Here is an 18,358-nt window from a genome sequence, read left to right as displayed (position 1 = left end):
GGGCAAGAGCGGTGAGCGCCCAGCTGCGCAAGGTCGCGTATGGCGCCCCGAGCGATTGCTGCCCTGCGGGAACGAGGCTCGGGAGCCAGGGCAAGAGCGGTGAGCGACCAGCTGCGCAAGGTCGCGTATGGCGCCCCGAGCGATTGCTGCCCTGCGGGATCGCGGCTCGGGAGCCAGGGCAAGAGCGGTGAGCGACCAGCTGCGCAAGGATCGCCCAAAGATCGAAAAGAGCTTTATAGACTAATCCATGAAAGGATTGACCATCACATGCAAAAAGTAGATGTCAGAGAAAAGGCGCGGGCAAGAGATGTCCGCATATTAAAGAAATGGAGCGACGAAAATACGTTCCGCAAGTCCATGGAGAACCGTGAGGGACGTCCAAATTATGTATTCTATGAAGGTCCGCCTACAGCAAACGGTGCGCCGCATATCGGACACGTGCTGGGACGGGTAATCAAGGATTTCATCGGTCGTTACCAGACGATGAAAGGTTACCGCGTGGTACGTAAAGCGGGCTGGGATACACACGGTCTGCCAGTAGAACTAGGCGTACAAAAGAAGCTTGGCATCTCCGGCAAACAAGAGATCGAGGAATATGGCGTAGAAAAATTCATCCAGGAATGTAAAGACAGCGTCTTCGGTTATGAGAAGCAATGGCGTGAATTTACAGAAGCAATCGGATACTGGACGGATTTAGATAATCCTTACGTAACCTTGGATAACACCTATATCGAAAGTGTATGGAACATCTTGGCTACAGTGCATGAGAACGGGTTGCTTTACCGCGGACACCGTGTTAGCCCGTATTGCCCGAGCTGCCAGACTACACTAAGCTCACATGAAGTTGCTCAAGGCTACAAAACCGTTAAGGATCTCAGTGCGACCGCGAAGTTCAAGCTGGATGACAGCGGAGACTACGTATTGGCTTGGACGACAACACCTTGGACCTTGCCAGCCCATATGGCGCTAGCTATGAACCCGGACATGGATTATGTACGTGTGCAACAAGAAGATGGTGTGTACATCGTTGCTAAAAACTTGGTCGAAGAAGTAATGAAAGGTGAGCACACAGTCCTTTCTACACATAAAGGTTCCGAGTTTATCGGTAAAACTTACGCACCTCCATTCGGATATATTAAGGCAGAGAAAAGCAATGTTATCGTAGGCGCTTCTTTCGTTACAGATTCCAGTGGTACAGGGATCGTACACATGGCACCAGCACATGGTGAAGATGACTACAAGACTTGCCGTGAGAATGGCATCAGCTTCGTAAATGTGGTTGATAATTCCGGTAAGTATACGGATGTAGTCTCTGATTTTGCGGGACGTTTTGTTAAGGATTGCGATCTGGATATCATTAAGGTTTTGTCTGAAAAAGGATTGCTTTACGGTAAAGAGAAATACGAGCACAGCTATCCGTTCTGCTGGCGTTGTGATACCCCACTTTTGTATTACGCAACAGACAGCTGGTTCATCAACACTACAGCGATCAAAGATCAGCTGATTGCTAACAACAACAGTGTAACTTGGTACCCTGAGCATGTACGAGAAGGCCGTTTCGGGAAGTTCTTGGATGAACTGGTTGACTGGAATATCAGCCGTAACCGTTATTGGGGTACACCCCTCAATGTCTGGGTATGTCAAGAAACGGGCAAAGAGTTTGCTCCACACAGCATTGAAGAGCTAAGAGCGATGGCGATTGGTGAGGTTCCTGAAGATATCGAACTGCATAAACCTTTCGTGGATAAGATCAAGCTGCGCAGTCCGTTTAGCGAAGGTGCAGAGATGGTTCGTACATCGGAAGTGATCGACGTATGGTTCGATAGTGGCTCGATGCCTTTTGCACAAAGCCATTATCCGTTTGAGAACGAGGATAAGCTGAATGATCAGTATCCGGCAGATATGATCTGTGAAGGGATCGACCAGACCCGTGGATGGTTCTATAGCTTGCTTGCAGTATCCACCTTGTTCAAGGGTAAAGCACCTTATAAAGCGGTAATTGCTACAGGTCATATCCTCGATGAGAATGGTCAAAAAATGTCCAAATCCAAGGGCAATGTTATTGATCCTTGGGAAATCATGAATGAGTATGGTACGGATGCTTTCCGTTGGGCTATTTTGTCCGACAGTGCACCTTGGAATAATAAACGTTTCTCGCGTGGTCTTGTAGGTGAGACGAAATCTAAAGTAGTGGATACGCTGGTAAATACACATGCTTTCTTGACGCTGTATGCGGGCATTGATGGTTACGATCCAGCCGATCATCCTTTTAAAGTATCAAAACATAAGCTGGACCGCTGGATTCTGTCCCGTCTGAACAGCTTGATTCTTTTGGTGGATAAAGGGCTTGCGGTAAATGACTTCGTGAATACGTCTAGAGCTATTGAGAACTTTGTGGATGAGCTGAGTAACTGGTATATCCGTCGTTCCCGTGACCGTTTCTGGGGGAGTGGCCTAGGTGAAGATAAACTGGATGCTTACCGTACGTTGACTCATGTGCTTTTGGCGACAGCAACTTTGATGGCTCCATTTACACCGATGTTGTCCGAAGATATCTTCACGAACCTTGGCGGCGGAGAAAGTGTGCATTTGGCAGACTACCCGGTTGCTGACGAGAACTTGATCGATAAAGAGCTGGAAGAGGATATGGAAAGTGCAAGACAGATCGTTGAGTTGGCGCGTAACGTACGTAACGAAACAGGCATTAAGAATCGTCAACCGCTGTCCGAGCTGATCGTTTCGATGAACCGTGACTTCCATTTGGCTGAGTATGAAGAGATCATCAAAGATGAGATCAACATCAAGAACATCGTGCTGGAGAACAGTGACAGCGGATTTGTTGATTTCACACTGAAGCTGAATCTTAAGGTAGCCGGTAAAAAATACGGTAAAAATGTAGGCTTCCTGCAAGGCTTCCTGAAAAGCCTCGACAGTGATTCTACCCGCAAAGCGGTACAGGACGGTAAAATTGCAATTGCGACACCTGAAGGTGAAGAGCTTGTAATCACTTCTGAAGAGCTGCTTGTTGAAAAACAAGCCAAAGCAGGTTTCGCCGCAGCTTCCGGATATGGAGTTACGGTTGCGCTCAATACCGAAATCACGCCTGAGCTTGAACAAGAAGGCTGGGTTCGTGAGATCATTCGTGCGGTTCAAGATTACCGTAAACGTCTGGATCTGCCGATCGAGAAACGGATCGCACTCACTTTGAAGTTAGACGATGAGCTAAAAGCAGCTGTTACAGCATTTGACAATGTATTGCGAGACAATGTTCTTGTGACTACGGTTGATTTTGATGGAGAACATGCTTTTGAGACGGTAGAAGTCGGTGACAAATCCATCGGTATCCATATCGAAGCATAATTCTGCATTACCTGTCCCAAAACAGCATATACTAGCGGCATAAGTGTAAACGGAGATCTTCCGTTTATGCGGGAAATATAGTCTTTATATTTCGGCGCAAAACTAACGAGTCCCGAGCTTAAGGAGATGAATTCTCTTTGGCCGGGCTCGTTTACTTTGTAGCGAAGGAAAGACATATGAGAGGAGCCGTAGCTGTGGAGGGAAATAAGAGGAGAATCTCCATTAAGACATCCGGCAATAAGAATAACCCAGACAAGGAAAAGGAGAATAAGGCTTTTCCTGAAGTTAATCCTGAGTATCTAACAGCAGATCCGCGTAATCCCGAGGATATTCCGCTGGAAGAAAAAATGAATACGATGTACCGTTTGACCTTTGAGTGGGCTCATATTTTGGAAAAATCCCGAATTTATCAATATACGGATCTGCTATATTCACCTTGGCGGTTGATTTGGAGAAATATTTTATTTGGAGCAGCTCGGGGAGTTGGGATTGCACTGGGTTTTACTTTTTTTGCGGCAACGATTATTTATATCCTTCAGGGACTAGGCGCGCTCAATCTACCGATCATTGGTGATTATATTGCGGATATTGTGCGGATCGTACAACGTCAGCTAGAGTTCAAATAGCCATCGAAACGTTAAGATTAAAAACAGCGAACCATTCCTCAAAACTGGAACAGTACGCTGTTTAAATGTTTTTGTGTTGGGGACATCTGTGTTTAGTCTTCGTCGAGAGGATCTAGGCTATGGGTTGCCTCGTCACTGTCCAAATAACGCTGGTAGCTCCGTCCCGGCACTACAATTAGATTGTTGCCCGTGATATCAGTGGCGATAAAGTTCTCCCAAGGCTCTACGCAGCCTTCCAGCTCATCGGCTTCAATCTCCATATCATTATAAGAATCAATATTGTTGCCCTCCGCCATGGCGGGAGAATTCGAGGTACCCCAGCTTTCAACAATCTGCCAGGCATCCTCACCGTCAAAACCGTTTTGATCGTCGCGTTCATCCAGACTGGTTCGTCCAAAAGGTGGAGATAACAGCTCCTCTTCTACTGGTCGAGTGAAAGGTGCGTTTTGCCGCGGGTTGTGCTCTTTACAATAAAGTGTGGAAGGGATGGCAGATAAACGTTCAAAAGGGATCGGCTCACCACTAGCCTTGCATATCCCATAGGTGCCATTATCCATAGCAGATAAAGCAGCTTCAATATCGTCCAGCTCATGCTCGTCCCGCTCTAACAGTGAAATGTCCATGGAGCGATTATACAAATCGGTGGCTGCATCTCCTGGATGGTTGTCATTCTCGGAAAGTTCTCCGGAGCCATCCCGCATGGATTCATCTAAGCCGTAATGTTCATTATTCTGAAGCCTGTGCTGAATCGTATCCCGATCTTTTTCCAATCGTGCGCGTAGCTCTGAGAGCTGCTGTACTGTCAGGTGCGTCATAATGAGAAAGCTCCTTTCTGTACCTTTTATAAGAATCATTCCGACTTGCCGGATAACACCGGATGGTTCTTCTGTTAGGTTGACCGGAGAGCAGGGATTTTAGCGCTGGAAAATAGTCCCCAAGATTGAACTTAGCGGATGTCCCGCAATAGACGATTCTTTAAGGGCTGTGCTACAATATACAAGTCTTTAAACAGTATTCGTACCGCATTTAGCGGGAAAAATAAGAACGGAGTGACAACTTCTGTGGTGTACTATTTGATTGCTCTTATTGTATTTTTGGTGGATCAAGGGACAAAGTATCTCATTGCTACACGTCTGGAGATCGGAGAACAGATTTCTGTTATCGGAGATTTTTTCCTGATTACCTCTCATCGCAATCGCGGGGCTGCTTTTGGGATTCTCGAAGGTCAGCAATGGTTCTTCTTTCTAGTTACGGTTGTAGTGGTTAGTGGTATCGTTTGGTATTTGAACAAGACTAGACACTCGCGGAAGCTGTTATCTGTTGCCCTAGGGCTTGTACTGGGTGGAGCTATCGGTAACTTCCTGGACCGGATAATCAATGGTGAGGTTGTTGATTTCCTTCTGTTCAATTTTGGGAGCTATAGCTTCCCGATTTTTAACGTGGCGGATTCTTGTATTGTCATTGGGGTTGGATTGATTCTTCTGGATTCTTTTCGTGACCTTAAGAATGGCGAAGAAATTACGGAAATAAAAGAAGTAAAAGAAGCAAAGGAAGTAAGAGAAGGGAATGAATGATTTGAATAAAGACGTCAATCACCAAGCGGCATCTACGAGCGAAGAAGAGAGGGACGTCACGGAATGGACCGTTTCGGCAGAGAACGCGCGGGAGCGAATCGATAAATATATTACGGAATCATGGGAAGAAGAAATTTCCCGTTCTCAGGTGCAGCTGTGGATCAGCGGCGGTAACGTTACGGTTAATAGCAAGCCAGTGAAAGCCAACTATAAGTTATCGGAAGGCGACGTGGTTAGCGTTGTTGTCCCTGAAGCAGAAGTAACGGATTTGATCGCGGAGAACATTCCTCTTGAAGTTGTATATGAAGACAGCGATGTCATTGTGATTAATAAACCTCGGGGCATGGTTGTGCACCCAGCTGCGGGACATCCGTCAGGCACCTTAGTAAATGCGCTGATGTATCACTGTAAGGATCTGTCCGGCATTAACGGTGAGATTCGTCCAGGTATTGTACATCGGATCGATAAGGATACCTCTGGTCTTATCATGGTGGCTAAGAATGATGCCAGTCATGCCTCGCTTGCCGCACAGCTTAAAGAGCATAGTGTTACGCGCCGATATATTGCAGTCGTACACGGCAACTTGTCGCATGATAAGGGCACTGTTGATGCACCGATTGGCAGAGATCCACATGATCGCAAGCTATACACAGTAACCGAAAAGAACAGCAAGAAATCCGTAACCCATTTTACAGTAATGGAACGTTTCGGAGATTGTACACTGCTGGAGCTGCAGCTGGAGACTGGCCGCACGCATCAAATCAGGGTACATATGAAGTTCATTGGCCATCCACTTGTAGGTGATCCGATATATGGACGCAGCAAGGGCACTACGATGAATGGACAAGCGTTGCATGCGGCGGTGCTTGGATTTGTTCATCCTACCACAGGTGAATATAAAGAATTCAGCAGACCTATTCCAGAGGATATGGAAGAAGTGCTGTTCACACTACGCAGCAGATAAGTACAAATGAAGTGATAATTAGTCTATGGTATTGAACACTACTTTACGGCATATTTAAAAACATAAGGATAAAGAAAGGGTAATGCCTTATTCTTTATCCTTATTTTTATAATGAAACGGATATCCGGAAACATACGCCATCCAAGGGACGGCGAAGCCGTTTCTTTTAAAAGTAGAATAGATATTCAGGAGATGAGATGACAGTATGAGTATTGAACAATACCAAGATAGCTTCATTCAGACTAATTTTGCAGACCGCATCGGCGGTGCCAATTATGGCAAAGACACTTCGATTTATAAATTCGAGAAAATCAAACGTGCTAAAGCATCCGCAAAACAGGATTTTCCTAACATTGAACTAATTGATATGGGCGTAGGCGAGCCGGATGAGATGGCTGATGCGGGTATCGTAGCTAAGCTTGCTGAAGAAGCAGCGAAGGAAGAAAACCGCGGATATGCGGACAATGGAATTGCCGAATTCAAGACTGCTGCTGCTGAATATTTGCGGGAAGTTTTCCGGGTGGAAGGAATTGATCCAGACACGGAGGTAGTTCACTCCATCGGATCGAAGCCTGCGCTGGCTATGTTGCCATCTTGTTTCATCAATCCAGGTGATATCACGATTATGACCGTGCCGGGTTATCCAGTCTTGGGTACACATACTAAATATTTGGGTGGACAAGTATTTACAGTGGAGCTGAAGAAGGAGAACAAATTCCTTCCAGATCTGAATGAAATTCCGGAAGACATTGCTCGTAAAGCTAAGCTTCTTTATCTAAACTATCCAAACAATCCAACGGGCGCTAGTGCCACTCCTGAGTTTTTTGCTGAGGTCGTTGCATGGGCGAAAAAATACGATGTAGTGGTTATTCATGACGCACCTTATGCTGCCTTGACCTATGACGGTTTGAAGCCACTTAGCTTCCTCTCCGTTCCAGGTGCAAAGGATGTGGGTGTAGAGCTGCATTCTCTTTCTAAGTCTTACAATATGACGGGCTGGAGAATTGGTTTTGTGGCTGGTAATCCGCTAGTGGTTAAAGCCTTCAGCGATGTGAAGGATAACAACGATTCCGGCCAATTTATCGCGATTCAAAAAGCAGCGGCTTATGGTCTTGCTCATCCGGAGATTACTGAAGCGATAGCGGATAAATACTCCCGTCGTCACAACCTGCTGGTTGATGCACTGAACAGTCTCGGCTTTAAAGCTGAGAAGCCAAAAGGTTCCTTCTTCCTGTATGTCGCTGCACCTAAGGGAATCAAAGACGGCCGTCGCTTTGAATCCGGTGAAGATTTCTCCCAATTCCTCATTCGTGAGAAGCTGATCTCCACTGTGCCTTGGGATGATGCAGGTCCGTTTGTTCGTTTCTCCGTTACCTTTATTGCTAAAGGTGAAGAGGAAGAGAGACGTGTCATCTCTGAAATTCAAAGACGTCTTAGTGATGTGGAATTTGAGTTTTAAGCATTGTTATTGAAATTAATGAGGCTGTCCCAAAAGTAGTGAATTCTACTTGGGGGCAGCTTCTTTTTTATGGAATAGGAAATGTTGTTGATGTTACTGTGCCGTATGACTATATGCCACGTGTTGTGTATTGTAGTGCATTTTAGTGTAGTGTTCTGTTATTCGGGTGGGTGGTGGTTGACTGCAATATTTGATTTTCGTACAGCTTGCAGTAGATGATTTGTGGTAGCTGTGACGGTGGAATTTGTGCAGTGGACTTTCTGCGGTGGGCTTGTGTGGTGAGCGATATGCGTTCTGTGTTTGTGCGAAGTAAAGAGTGAGTTATAAACTAATTAGGGAAAAAATCCCTGAAATTAGCCGATATTCGCTCTAAATGTACGAAATCAGGGAAAAACTCCCTAATAATTAGGTGGTTTTCTATATTAATCACTGAATCGGCCAACAATTAGGGAAGTTATCCCTAATAACAAGTCCGATGAACAGAAATCACTGAATTTCAGGGAGAAATTCCTTAATTACTATATAAGTACCTCACCGATTGCATCATTTTCAGCATTACTAGGTGCGCCTTTTGAATCATTTGGACATTAAGTAGTGTTAAGAACATAAACGAGGCTGTCAAAAAAAGCGATGAAAGGCTATTTGGGACCAGCCTCGTTTTTTATGCAGATATACTGAGTACCGCCTCCCCCTTGTTGTTAATAGAAGTAAGGAAGAGAAGTGCAAAAGTTTAGGCAGAGAAAGTTGACATGAGGGGGTTGTTCTGTCATAATTCTTGTTAAATGAATAGCGCCTTTAATTCAGTCCTGTGAGGCTGGCAAGGTAACGTGAATCGAGGTTCGCGACTCTTAGAAAGGTATCCGTGTGTAAATACGGAACTGTCTTTTTATGCGCGCGGCCGTCATCTTCCTCATCTGCGGATTTCACTCCTTGCCTGTTATAGGCAAGGAGTTTTTTGATTTCCGGGAACTTGAATAGGCGAACAAGCTGGAGGGTGACAAGATTATGGTTACTGAGAAAAATGTCATTATGGATGAAACGGCGATCCGCCGGGCCTTATCGCGTATTGCTCATGAGATTTTGGAGAAGAACAAAGGTATCGAGAATTGTCTGCTGGTCGGCATTCGGACACGAGGTGTGTATCTGGCACAGCGTATCGCTGAGCGCATCAAGGAGATTGAAGGTGTCGAGATTCCATACGGTGAGCTGGATATCACACATTACCGGGATGACCGTGAAGTGGAAGGCAGTGAAGCAGTAGTGAAGAGCAACGTCGTTATTACTTCAGGAAGTGCTGGCATCCATGATCAGAAAGTCATTTTGTTCGATGATGTACTTTACACCGGACGCACCATCCGCGCGGCGATGGACGCTTTGATGGATTGCGGACGCCCACGAATGATTCAACTGGCAGTACTGGCTGACCGCGGACACCGCGAGCTGCCGATCCGGCCGGACTACATCGGTAAGAATGTACCTACCTCAAAGCACGAGCAGATTGAAGTGGCGCTGAAGGAATACGACGGCAAAGATGAGGTCTACATTATTTCAAACCGGGAGGAACGATAACATCATGACACTTACCAAGGTAAAGGAACGTAGTCTGCTGGGAATCAAAGAGCTTGACCGGTCGGAAATTATCCAACTGCTTGACAGAACAGCATTTTGGGACAATCAAAGTGAAAAGCTAACGCCCATCTTGAACTCCCATTTTATTTCTAACATGTTTTTTGAGAACAGCACACGCACACGCTTCTCTTTCGAGATGGCAGAGAAACGACTAGGTGCGCAAGTACTTAATTTTACGGCTGCAGCTTCTAGTGTAGAAAAAGGGGAGTCGATCTACGATACAGTGCGCACACTGGAATCGATGGGGATCGATGCCGGAGTTGTGCGTTTGAAGCCTGCAGGTGTGCTGCAGCAGTTAGCTGAGAAGGTGTCCATACCGCTTATCAATGCGGGCGACGGCAACAATGAACATCCTACGCAGGCGCTGCTTGATTTATACACCATGACCAAAACCTTTGGGGAACTAAAGGGCCTGACAGTCTCCATCATTGGGGACATTATGCATAGCCGCGTAGCGCGCTCTAATCTCTGGGGGCTTACGAAAATGGGAGCCAAGGTGCAGTTCTGCGCACCGGATAATATGAAGGCTCCTGAGATTATGGAGTATGCGCCTTACGTAACTATGGAAGAAGCTCTTAAAGCGGATGTAGTAATGATGCTTCGAGTACAGCTCGAGCGCCATACTTCCGGCATTAAGCTGTCTGCTGAAGATTACCGTAGCCACTATGGTCTAACAGAAGAGCGGGCAGCTAAGCTGGCCAAAGACACAATCATTATGCATCCAGCTCCGGTTAACCGGAATCTAGAGATTGATGATGCAGTAGTTGAGTGCAGTCAATCGCGGATTTTCCCGCAAATGTCTAATGGCGTACCGGTCCGGATGGCGGTTCTCGAAAGAGCTTTACTATAAGCTTACAGAATGCTAACGTATAGAGACTAATAAATATACACAAATATGAATTTTTATTATATAATAACGAGAGGGCCCGCAGCTGTGATCTGAGGGTAAAGGTAGAATCATGACAGTGATTATTAGAAACGCCAGCGTATTGAATAAGGAAGGCTTGCTTGAGCGCAAACACATCGAACTTCAGGAGGGTGTGATCTCGGCTATAATCGACGGAAATGAAGCTATCGGAGAAGCCACGGAGATCATTGATGCTGAAGGTAAGCTGCTCATTCCGGGACTCATTGATATGCATGTGCACTTGCGTGAACCGGGATTTGAACACAAGGAAACAGTGGAAACCGGAAGTCGCTCAGCTGCTAAAGGCGGATTTACAACCATTGCATGTATGCCAAATACTCGTCCGGTGACAGATAGCCCGGAGATCGTGCAATTTGTGAAAGACAAGGCGCGTGAAGCAGGACTAGTTAAAGTGCTTCCTTATGCAGCCATTACGAAAAATGAGCTCGGACGTGAGTTGACGGATTTTGCAGCGCTCAAAGAAGCTGGAGCTATTGGTTATACAGACGACGGTGTGGGCGTACAAAGTGCTCAAATGATGAAAGATGCAATGAACATCGCAGCATCGCTCGATATGCCAGTCATTGCCCACTGCGAAGATAATTCACTGGTTGAAGGCTGCTGTGTAGCTGAAGGTGAGTTCGCTAAGAAGCATGGCCTCAAAGGAATTCCGAATGAGTCAGAAGCGATCCATGTTGGACGCGATATTTTGCTGGCAGAAGCGACAGGCGTTCATTACCATGTATGCCATGTCAGTACTGAACAGTCGGTGCGGCTGATTCGCCAAGCAAAAGAGATCGGCATTAAAGTAACTGCTGAGGTATGTCCGCATCACTTGCTTCTTGCTGAAGACGATATTCCAGGCCTGGATGCCAATTGGAAAATGAACCCGCCGCTGCGCTCCCGCCGCGATGTTGAAGCGTGTATCGAAGGGTTGCTTGATGGCACACTAGATATGATTGTTACAGATCATGCGCCACATAGTGAAGAAGAGAAGGCGAAAGGAATGCAGCTGGCACCTTTTGGTATCGTTGGATTCGAGACAGCTTTCCCACTCTTATACACATCATTTGTAGAAACAGGAAAATGGGATTTATCCTTACTAGTACAAAGAATGACTGCCGATCCTGCACGGGTATTCAGATTGAACACCGGGGTTATGGAGATCGGAGCTCCTGCAGATTTGACACTGATCGATCTGGAGCAGGAAAAAGAAGTAGACCCAAGTTCCTTCGCAAGCAAAGGACGTAACACTCCTTTTGGCGGCTGGAAGCTTAAGGGTTGGCCAGTAAAAACTTGGGTGGACGGCAAAGCCGTATGGACTGAGAAAAACTAGCGGACTGGTGAGGCGAAATTGCTGATCTTTACAGATCAGCAATTTGAGCGCGTACACTCCGGAAGGCATGCAAGGCATACGTATCAGACTACAGAACATGAAGGAGTGGAAGGGAATGCAGGCGAGATTGCTGCTTCAAGACGGAACTTTATTTACAGGTACCGCATTTGGCGCTGAAGGTGAAAAGACAGGCGAGGTTGTTTTTAACACAGGAATTACAGGATATCAAGAGGTGCTGTCTGACCCTTCATATTGCGGACAAATCGTTACCATGACGTACCCATTGATCGGGAACTACGGGATTACGCGGGATGATTTCGAATCTGTTCGACCTTTCGTACACGGTTTTGTAGTGCGTCGTCATGAAGAAGTTCCAAGTAACTGGCGCGCAGAATACAGTGTGGACGACCTGCTGAAAGAATATGATATTCCTGGAATCAGCGAGATTGATACCCGGATGTTGACGCGGATTATTCGCCACTACGGAACAATGAAGGCGATCCTGACTACCTCTAACAAACGTGTAGAGGAATTGATGGAAATGATGGGCGACACCTCAATTGAAGAATTGCGCAATCAGGTAGCTCGCACATCTACTCCAAGCATGTACAATAGTCCAGGAACCAAAGAGCGCATCGTCTTGGTAGATTACGGGGCGAAGGCTGGCATCTTGCGCGAGTTGAACAATCGCGGTTGTGATGTTGTAGTTGTACCTCATGACGTAACCGCTGATGAGATTCGTCGCCTCAATCCAGATGGTATCCAGCTGTCCAACGGCCCTGGGGACCCGAAAGATGTTCCACACGCAGTGAAGACGATCTCGGAATTGCTTGGTGAATACCCAATCTTCGGCATCTGCTTAGGTCACCAGCTGTTTGCACTGGCTTGTGGCGCGGATACAGAGAAGCTGAAATTCGGGCACCGTGGCGGTAACCATCCGGTTAAAGAATTGGAGAGCGGACGTTGCTTCATTACTTCTCAGAACCATGGCTACACAGTGAATGAAGATTCTGTGAAGAGCACGGATCTAGAAGTTACTCACATTAATAATAATGATAAGACCGTTGAAGGACTTAAACATACCCGTTACCCTGCATTTTCAGTACAGTACCATCCAGAAGCAGCACCGGGACCTCATGACAGCAGCTATTTATTCGATCGTTTCTTACAGATGATCGCTGACCATAAAGCTAACACACCTGTAAGCTCGCGCCAGGCGCAGCTTGCGGCAAACGCCAGAATCACGGCGCCAAAACCTACAGTAAAACAGCTTGAAGCCGTGAAAGGAGCTCTATAACATGCCTAAGAATGAAAAGCTTAAAAAAATATTAGTAATTGGTTCTGGACCGATTGTTATCGGGCAAGCCGCAGAATTTGACTACGCCGGAACTCAGGCCTGTCAGGCCCTGAAAGAAGAAGGCGTGGAAGTTGTGCTGATCAACAGTAACCCAGCGACTATCATGACTGACACCAATATGGCTGATAAAGTTTATATCGAGCCGATTACCCTTGAATTCGTAACTGGCATCATCCGCCAGGAGCGCCCGGATGGCTTGTTGCCAACTTTGGGAGGACAGACAGGTCTTAATATGGCTGTAGAATTGGCTCGTGCAGGAGTACTAGAACAAGAGAATGTTAAGCTTCTAGGTACCCAGCTTGAATCCATTGAAAAAGCAGAGGATCGCGATTTGTTCCGCGATTTGATGCGCGAATTGGAACAGCCTGTACCAGAGAGCACTATTATTACCACAGTAGATGAAGCGATGAAATTCGCTGAGGAAATTGGTTTCCCACTGATTGTACGCCCAGCCTATACGCTTGGCGGCACCGGCGGCGGGATCTGCGACAACGAAGAAGAGCTGCTTGAGACTGTCAAAGCAGGTATTCGTTATAGTCCAATTGGACAATGTTTGGTGGAGAAAAGTATTGCCGGCATGAAGGAAGTTGAATACGAGGTTATGCGTGATGCGAATGACAACTGTATCGTTGTCTGCAACATGGAGAACTTTGATCCGGTAGGTGTGCATACGGGTGATAGTATCGTTGTGGCACCTAGCCAAACGTTATCCGATCGTGAATATCAAATGCTGCGCAGCGCTTCACTCAAAATCATTCGTGCGCTGAATATCGAGGGTGGCTGCAACGTGCAGTTCGCACTGGATCCGCAAAGCTATCAATATTATGTAATCGAAGTAAATCCACGTGTCAGCCGCTCTTCGGCTTTGGCTTCGAAAGCAACTGGTTATCCGATTGCCAAAATGGCTGCCAAAATCGCACTTGGTTACACACTCGATGAAATCGTCAATCCAGTTACTGGACAGACCTATGCTTGCTTCGAGCCTACACTTGACTATATCGTAAGCAAAATCCCACGCTGGCCGTTCGACAAGTTCATTCATGCGAACCGTAAGCTGGGCACACAAATGAAAGCAACTGGAGAAGTTATGGCCATCGGTCGTACCTTTGAAGAGTCCATTCATAAAGCAATTCGTTCCCTGGAAATCGGTGTACACCGTTTCCGTCTGCCGGGCGCTGAGGATCTGGAAGAAAGCGTCCTGCGTGAACGTCTGGCAAAACCTGATGATGAGCGGTTGTTCTTGATCGCTGAAGCTTTCCGCCGCGGATTTGGCTTGCAAGAGATTCAAGACATTACTAACGTAGACTGGTGGTTCCTGTCCAAAATCGAGGGACTGATCAACTTTGAAGAGGTCATCCGTGGGGATGAAAGCTTATCAGAAGAAACCTTGTATCAAGCTAAACGCAGAGGTTTTACAGACCGCGCGATTGCTGAGATACGTGCAGAAGGACAAGCGAACGGTAAATACACCAAAGAAGCTGATGTACGCGCGCTTCGTTTAGAGCGAGGATTAACGCCTGTATTCAAAATGGTAGATACCTGTGCAGCTGAGTTCGAAGCTTCTACACCTTACTACTACTCTACTTATGAGACTGAAAATGAGGTCATTCATTCCGATAAACAAAAGGTTATCGTGCTTGGATCGGGTCCAATCCGGATCGGCCAAGGGATTGAGTTCGATTACTCCACTGTGCATGCGGTGTGGGCGATTCAGAAGGCAGGTTATGAAGCGGTTATTATCAATAATAACCCTGAGACTGTATCTACCGACTTTAATACTTCGGACCGGTTGTATTTTGAACCCTTGTTCTTTGAAGATGTAATGAACGTAATTGCGCAAGAGAATCCGATTGGGGTTATCGTACAGTTCGGAGGCCAAACAGCCATTAACCTTGCTGCACCACTAAGTGCGGCTGGCGTTAAGATTCTCGGAACTAGCCTAGACAGTATTGACGAAGCTGAAGACCGGAAGAAATTCGAAGCTTTGTTGGCTCGTCTGGATATTGCCCAACCAAAAGGAAAGACGGTTATCAACGTAGATCAAGCAGTAGAAACTGCACAATCGCTTGGATATCCGGTGTTGGTACGTCCTTCCTATGTACTGGGTGGACGCGCAATGGAAATTGTATATAATGATGCGGAATTGCTTAGCTACATGGTAGAAGCGGTTAAGGTAAATCCGGAGCATCCGGTATTGATTGACCGTTACATGTTAGGTAAAGAGGTTGAGGTAGACGCAATTTGTGACGGTGAGACGGTAGTTATTCCAGGGATCATGGAGCATGTTGAGCGTGCCGGTGTTCACTCCGGTGACTCCATCGCTGTATATCCTCCGCAATATCTGGATGAAGGTCTGAAAGCAAAAATTGCTGAGATCACAATCAAGATTGCTAAGGAATTGAAAACGATTGGTCTGGTCAACATCCAGTTCGTAATCTATCAAAATGAAGTGTACGTAATTGAAGTAAATCCACGTTCATCGCGTACGGTTCCATTCTTGAGTAAAGTAACTGGAATTCCAATGGCGCATCTGGCAACCAAAATCATTCTCGGCGGCAAGCTGAAAGATGACGGTTATACAGAAGGTCTATGGCCGGAAAGTGATTATGTATCGGTTAAAGTGCCGGTGTTCTCTTTTGCCAAGCTGCGTAGAGTAGAACCAACGCTCGGACCTGAAATGAAATCGACGGGTGAAGTTATGGGCCGCGATAAATTGTATGCAAAAGCTTTGTATAAAGGTCTAATCGGAGCAGGAATGAAAATTCCAGCAACCGGCGCTATCATCGTTACAGTGGCAGATAAAGATAAAGCAGAAGCTGTAGAGCTTATGAAAGGCTTCCACTCGCTGGGTTACAAGATCATTGCTACCGGAGGCACCGCTCAAGCGCTTGAAGAAGCAGGTCTCAACGTAATGAACGTAAACAAGCTGGATGAAGGTGCGCCGAACATTCTCGACTTGATTCGTGGTGGGCAAGCCAACTTCGTCTTTAATACACTGACTAAAGGGAAAACACCAGAGCGTGATGGATTCCGTATCCGTCGTGAAGCGGTTGAGAATGGCGTCGTATGTATGACATCACTCGATACAGTAACGGCACTGCTCAGAATGCTGCAGACGATCAACTTCTCGTCACAGTCCATGCCTGCTTTTGTCGGTCAATTAAACTAATCTCATAAAGATGTATAGGGCGGTTTGCGTTTACGCAGACCGTTCCGCTATGCCTAGGGGCTAATAAATGAAGAGTGTGGATTTAAGTCTGCACTGGATGGGAGAACGGTTATGGGACAGGGAGATGCAAAGTGGAATGAAATGGCGAATCGCTTGATGATCGCCTTAGATTACCCTGATGTTGCAGGGGCAAGAACCTTGATTGACAAGCTGGAAGGGATTCCTTGTTATATGAAAGTGGGAATGCAGCTTTTTTATGCAGCCGGACCGGAATTCATTAATGAACTGAAATCTCGGGGGTATTCTGTATTTGCAGATGTCAAAATGCATGATATTCCTAACACGGTAAAAGGCGGGGCAGAAAGCCTTACGAACCTCGGTGTGGATATGTTTAACGTACATGCCGCAGGAGGCTCAGCGATGATGGCTGCAGCCCGGGAAGGCGCTGCTTCAGTAGTTAATGCGAATGCTGCGCTTAAAATGCCTTTGATTATTGCAGTTACACAGCTGACCAGCACGAGCCAAGAAGTGATGAATAACGAAATTGGAATCGCAGGAGACGTAGCAGATACTGTAGTCAGATACGCTAAGCTGGCAGCCGCTGCAGGTCTGGATGGAGTGGTGGCTTCACCGCAAGAGTCTTCAGCGATCGCAGAGGCTTGTGGGCCCGCATTTTGTACAGTTACACCTGGTATCCGGCCAGCAGGTGCATCCCTAGGTGACCAGTCCCGGGTGATGACGCCGGGCAAAGCCATTCAGCAAGGCAGCCACTTTCTGGTGGTAGGCCGTCCTGTTACAACTGCGGCTGATCCACGTCAAGCAGCACTAAATATTATTGAGGAGATGACCCTAGCATGAGTACATTAAATAGAAGTGAACAAGTAGCAAGTTATCTGCTTACGATAGGAGCAGTGGCACTGCGTCCGCAGGAGCCTTTTACCTGGACCTCTGGTATTAAATCCCCGATCTATTGCGATAACCGTCTGACTATGGCTTACCCAGAGGTACGTAACTATATTGCTGATGCCTTCGCTGAGCTTATTAAAAGCCAGTATCCAGACGCAGAGGTGATCGCAGGTACAGCAACCGCAGGCATTCCTCACGCAGCTTGGGTAGCTGATAAACTTAATCTGCCAATGGCTTATATCCGCGATAAAGCTAAAGGTCACGGCAAGCAGAACCAGATCGAAGGACTGATTAAGCCGGGGCAAAAGGTAGTCGTTATCGAAGACCTGATCTCCACTGGCGGAAGCTCCATCAAAGCAGCTCAAGCTGTGCAAGAAGCAGGCGCAGAAGCGTTGGCTGTATTGGCAATCTTCAGCTACGAGCTGGACCGTGCGGTGGATGCTTTTGCCGCAGCTGAAATGCCATTACAAAGCTTATCCAACTACAGCACATTGATTGATGTGGCTCTTACACAAGGCAAGATCGCAGCTACAGATGTGGAACTGCTGAAATCTTGGAGAAAAGATCCTTCCGCATTTGGCGTTTAAACTAAATATCTGATTATAGTTTGGACGGGCCTCTCACATTTTGGTGGGAGGCTTTTCTTTTTAACTACACTGAGTGTAATAAAAAGGAAAGCTTAAAGCGCATTCTGCTGTATAGGTGCATGAAGTACGTTGTTATTTATTGCAGAAAGATGCAATGATCCAGCCGCGGCAGGTGTAAACTCTGGCATTCGGGATTCTGAAACTCTACTGCTATGCGCTATCGCTATACGCTCTGGCTCTGAACACTCTGATACTCTGCTGCTATGCGCTAACGCTCTGACACTCTGCTGCTATGCGCTGTCGCTCTACGCTCTGAACGCTCTGACACCCGGGGATGCCATCGCAATGTCGTCTCAAACGCCGAATAGTTGCAGTTTGTGCACTTAAACTAATCTTCCTTAGAGGATCTGTCGATATAGTTGCACTTTGTGCAATTACATCCGCCAGAAATCCGCCGAAAGCACCTAATAACGTTTTTTAACTG

At 46.6% G+C, this 18,358-nt stretch carries 13 protein-coding genes; 12 read left to right on the top strand and 1 reads right to left on the bottom strand.

Going from position 1 to position 18,358, the window contains the following annotated elements:
• The first annotated feature begins 267 nt into the window (after positions 1 to 267).
• Together ileS and MHH89_RS14865 are read left to right on the top strand one after the other, a co-directional pair.
• Positions 268 to 3,360 carry an isoleucine--tRNA ligase gene (ileS, locus tag MHH89_RS14870; RefSeq protein WP_341087469.1) on the top strand — a complete coding sequence of 1,031 codons (3,093 nt, stop codon included), beginning with the start codon at positions 268 to 270 and terminating at the stop codon, positions 3,358 to 3,360.
• A gap of 335 nt (positions 3,361 to 3,695) precedes the next feature.
• Positions 3,696 to 3,986, top strand: coding sequence for a DUF5665 domain-containing protein (locus MHH89_RS14865; RefSeq protein ID WP_282579970.1), 291 nt, complete (start codon positions 3,696 to 3,698; stop codon positions 3,984 to 3,986).
• A 92-nt stretch (positions 3,987 to 4,078) separates the two neighbouring features.
• Here MHH89_RS14865 and MHH89_RS14860 read toward each other — a convergent pair whose 3' ends face one another.
• Complete coding sequence (locus MHH89_RS14860; RefSeq protein ID WP_076098553.1) at positions 4,079 to 4,801, bottom strand: TraR/DksA C4-type zinc finger protein; 723 nt, start codon at positions 4,799 to 4,801, stop codon at positions 4,079 to 4,081.
• A 246-nt stretch (positions 4,802 to 5,047) separates the two neighbouring features.
• Here MHH89_RS14860 and lspA point away from each other — a divergent pair, with 246 nt between their 5' ends.
• From lspA to pyrE, 10 genes are all read left to right on the top strand, one after another.
• Complete coding sequence (gene lspA / locus MHH89_RS14855; protein ID WP_036683603.1) at positions 5,048 to 5,560, top strand: signal peptidase II; 513 nt, start codon at positions 5,048 to 5,050, stop codon at positions 5,558 to 5,560.
• Positions 5,553 to 6,524, top strand: a complete 972-nt coding sequence (locus MHH89_RS14850) for an RluA family pseudouridine synthase (protein WP_076098554.1) — start codon at positions 5,553 to 5,555, stop codon at positions 6,522 to 6,524. Before lspA ends, MHH89_RS14850 begins: the two co-directional genes overlap by 8 nt.
• 205 nt (positions 6,525 to 6,729) lie before the next feature.
• Entirely contained in the window at positions 6,730 to 7,983 is a 1,254-nt protein-coding gene (locus MHH89_RS14845; RefSeq protein ID WP_076098555.1) for an LL-diaminopimelate aminotransferase, read from the top strand.
• 1,005 nt (positions 7,984 to 8,988) lie between these two features.
• Positions 8,989 to 9,552, top strand: a complete 564-nt coding sequence (pyrR, locus tag MHH89_RS14840) for a bifunctional pyr operon transcriptional regulator/uracil phosphoribosyltransferase PyrR (RefSeq protein WP_036683379.1) — start codon at positions 8,989 to 8,991, stop codon at positions 9,550 to 9,552.
• A 4-nt stretch (positions 9,553 to 9,556) separates the two neighbouring features.
• Entirely contained in the window at positions 9,557 to 10,462 is a 906-nt protein-coding gene (locus tag MHH89_RS14835) for an aspartate carbamoyltransferase catalytic subunit (RefSeq protein ID WP_341087467.1), read from the top strand.
• 109 nt (positions 10,463 to 10,571) lie between these two features.
• Positions 10,572 to 11,855, top strand: a complete 1,284-nt coding sequence (locus tag MHH89_RS14830) for a dihydroorotase (RefSeq protein ID WP_076276759.1) — start codon at positions 10,572 to 10,574, stop codon at positions 11,853 to 11,855.
• A 115-nt stretch (positions 11,856 to 11,970) separates the two neighbouring features.
• Positions 11,971 to 13,152 (top strand): glutamine-hydrolyzing carbamoyl-phosphate synthase small subunit, encoded by a 1,182-nt coding sequence (gene carA / locus MHH89_RS14825; RefSeq protein ID WP_051491286.1) that lies wholly within the window; start codon positions 11,971 to 11,973, stop codon positions 13,150 to 13,152.
• A gap of 1 nt (position 13,153) precedes the next feature.
• Complete coding sequence (carB, locus tag MHH89_RS14820; RefSeq protein ID WP_076185242.1) at positions 13,154 to 16,381, top strand: carbamoyl-phosphate synthase large subunit; 3,228 nt, start codon at positions 13,154 to 13,156, stop codon at positions 16,379 to 16,381.
• 111 nt (positions 16,382 to 16,492) lie between these two features.
• Positions 16,493 to 17,239 carry an orotidine-5'-phosphate decarboxylase gene (pyrF, locus tag MHH89_RS14815; protein WP_076146022.1) on the top strand — a complete coding sequence of 249 codons (747 nt, stop codon included), beginning with the start codon at positions 16,493 to 16,495 and terminating at the stop codon, positions 17,237 to 17,239.
• On the top strand, positions 17,236 to 17,874 hold the full coding sequence (gene pyrE / locus MHH89_RS14810) for an orotate phosphoribosyltransferase (RefSeq protein WP_076128834.1): 639 nt from the start codon (positions 17,236 to 17,238) through the stop codon (positions 17,872 to 17,874). Before pyrF ends, pyrE begins: the two co-directional genes overlap by 4 nt.
• Positions 17,875 to 18,358 lie beyond the last annotated feature (484 nt).

The organism is Paenibacillus sp. FSL H7-0323 (genome assembly GCF_038002725.1).
In the GTDB taxonomy this organism is placed as follows: domain Bacteria; phylum Bacillota; class Bacilli; order Paenibacillales; family Paenibacillaceae; genus Paenibacillus_AQ; species Paenibacillus_AQ odorifer.
The sequence above is the reverse complement of the archived record's forward strand: the minus strand, read 5'-3'. Positions and strand labels throughout refer to the sequence as shown.

Coding starts and splice junctions, on each gene's coding strand:
- MHH89_RS14860 (WP_076098553.1), bottom strand. CDS start 4,801: ATGACGCACCTGACAGTACAGCAGCTCTCAGAGCTACGCGCACGATTG.
- MHH89_RS14850 (WP_076098554.1), top strand. CDS start 5,553: ATGAATGATTTGAATAAAGACGTCAATCACCAAGCGGCATCTACGAGC.
- pyrR (WP_036683379.1), top strand. CDS start 8,989: ATGGTTACTGAGAAAAATGTCATTATGGATGAAACGGCGATCCGCCGG.
- MHH89_RS14845 (WP_076098555.1), top strand. CDS start 6,730: ATGAGTATTGAACAATACCAAGATAGCTTCATTCAGACTAATTTTGCA.
- pyrE (WP_076128834.1), top strand. CDS start 17,236: ATGAGTACATTAAATAGAAGTGAACAAGTAGCAAGTTATCTGCTTACG.
- pyrF (WP_076146022.1), top strand. CDS start 16,493: ATGGGACAGGGAGATGCAAAGTGGAATGAAATGGCGAATCGCTTGATG.
- ileS (WP_341087469.1), top strand. CDS start 268: ATGCAAAAAGTAGATGTCAGAGAAAAGGCGCGGGCAAGAGATGTCCGC.
- carA (WP_051491286.1), top strand. CDS start 11,971: ATGCAGGCGAGATTGCTGCTTCAAGACGGAACTTTATTTACAGGTACC.
- MHH89_RS14835 (WP_341087467.1), top strand. CDS start 9,557: ATGACACTTACCAAGGTAAAGGAACGTAGTCTGCTGGGAATCAAAGAG.
- MHH89_RS14830 (WP_076276759.1), top strand. CDS start 10,572: ATGACAGTGATTATTAGAAACGCCAGCGTATTGAATAAGGAAGGCTTG.
- carB (WP_076185242.1), top strand. CDS start 13,154: ATGCCTAAGAATGAAAAGCTTAAAAAAATATTAGTAATTGGTTCTGGA.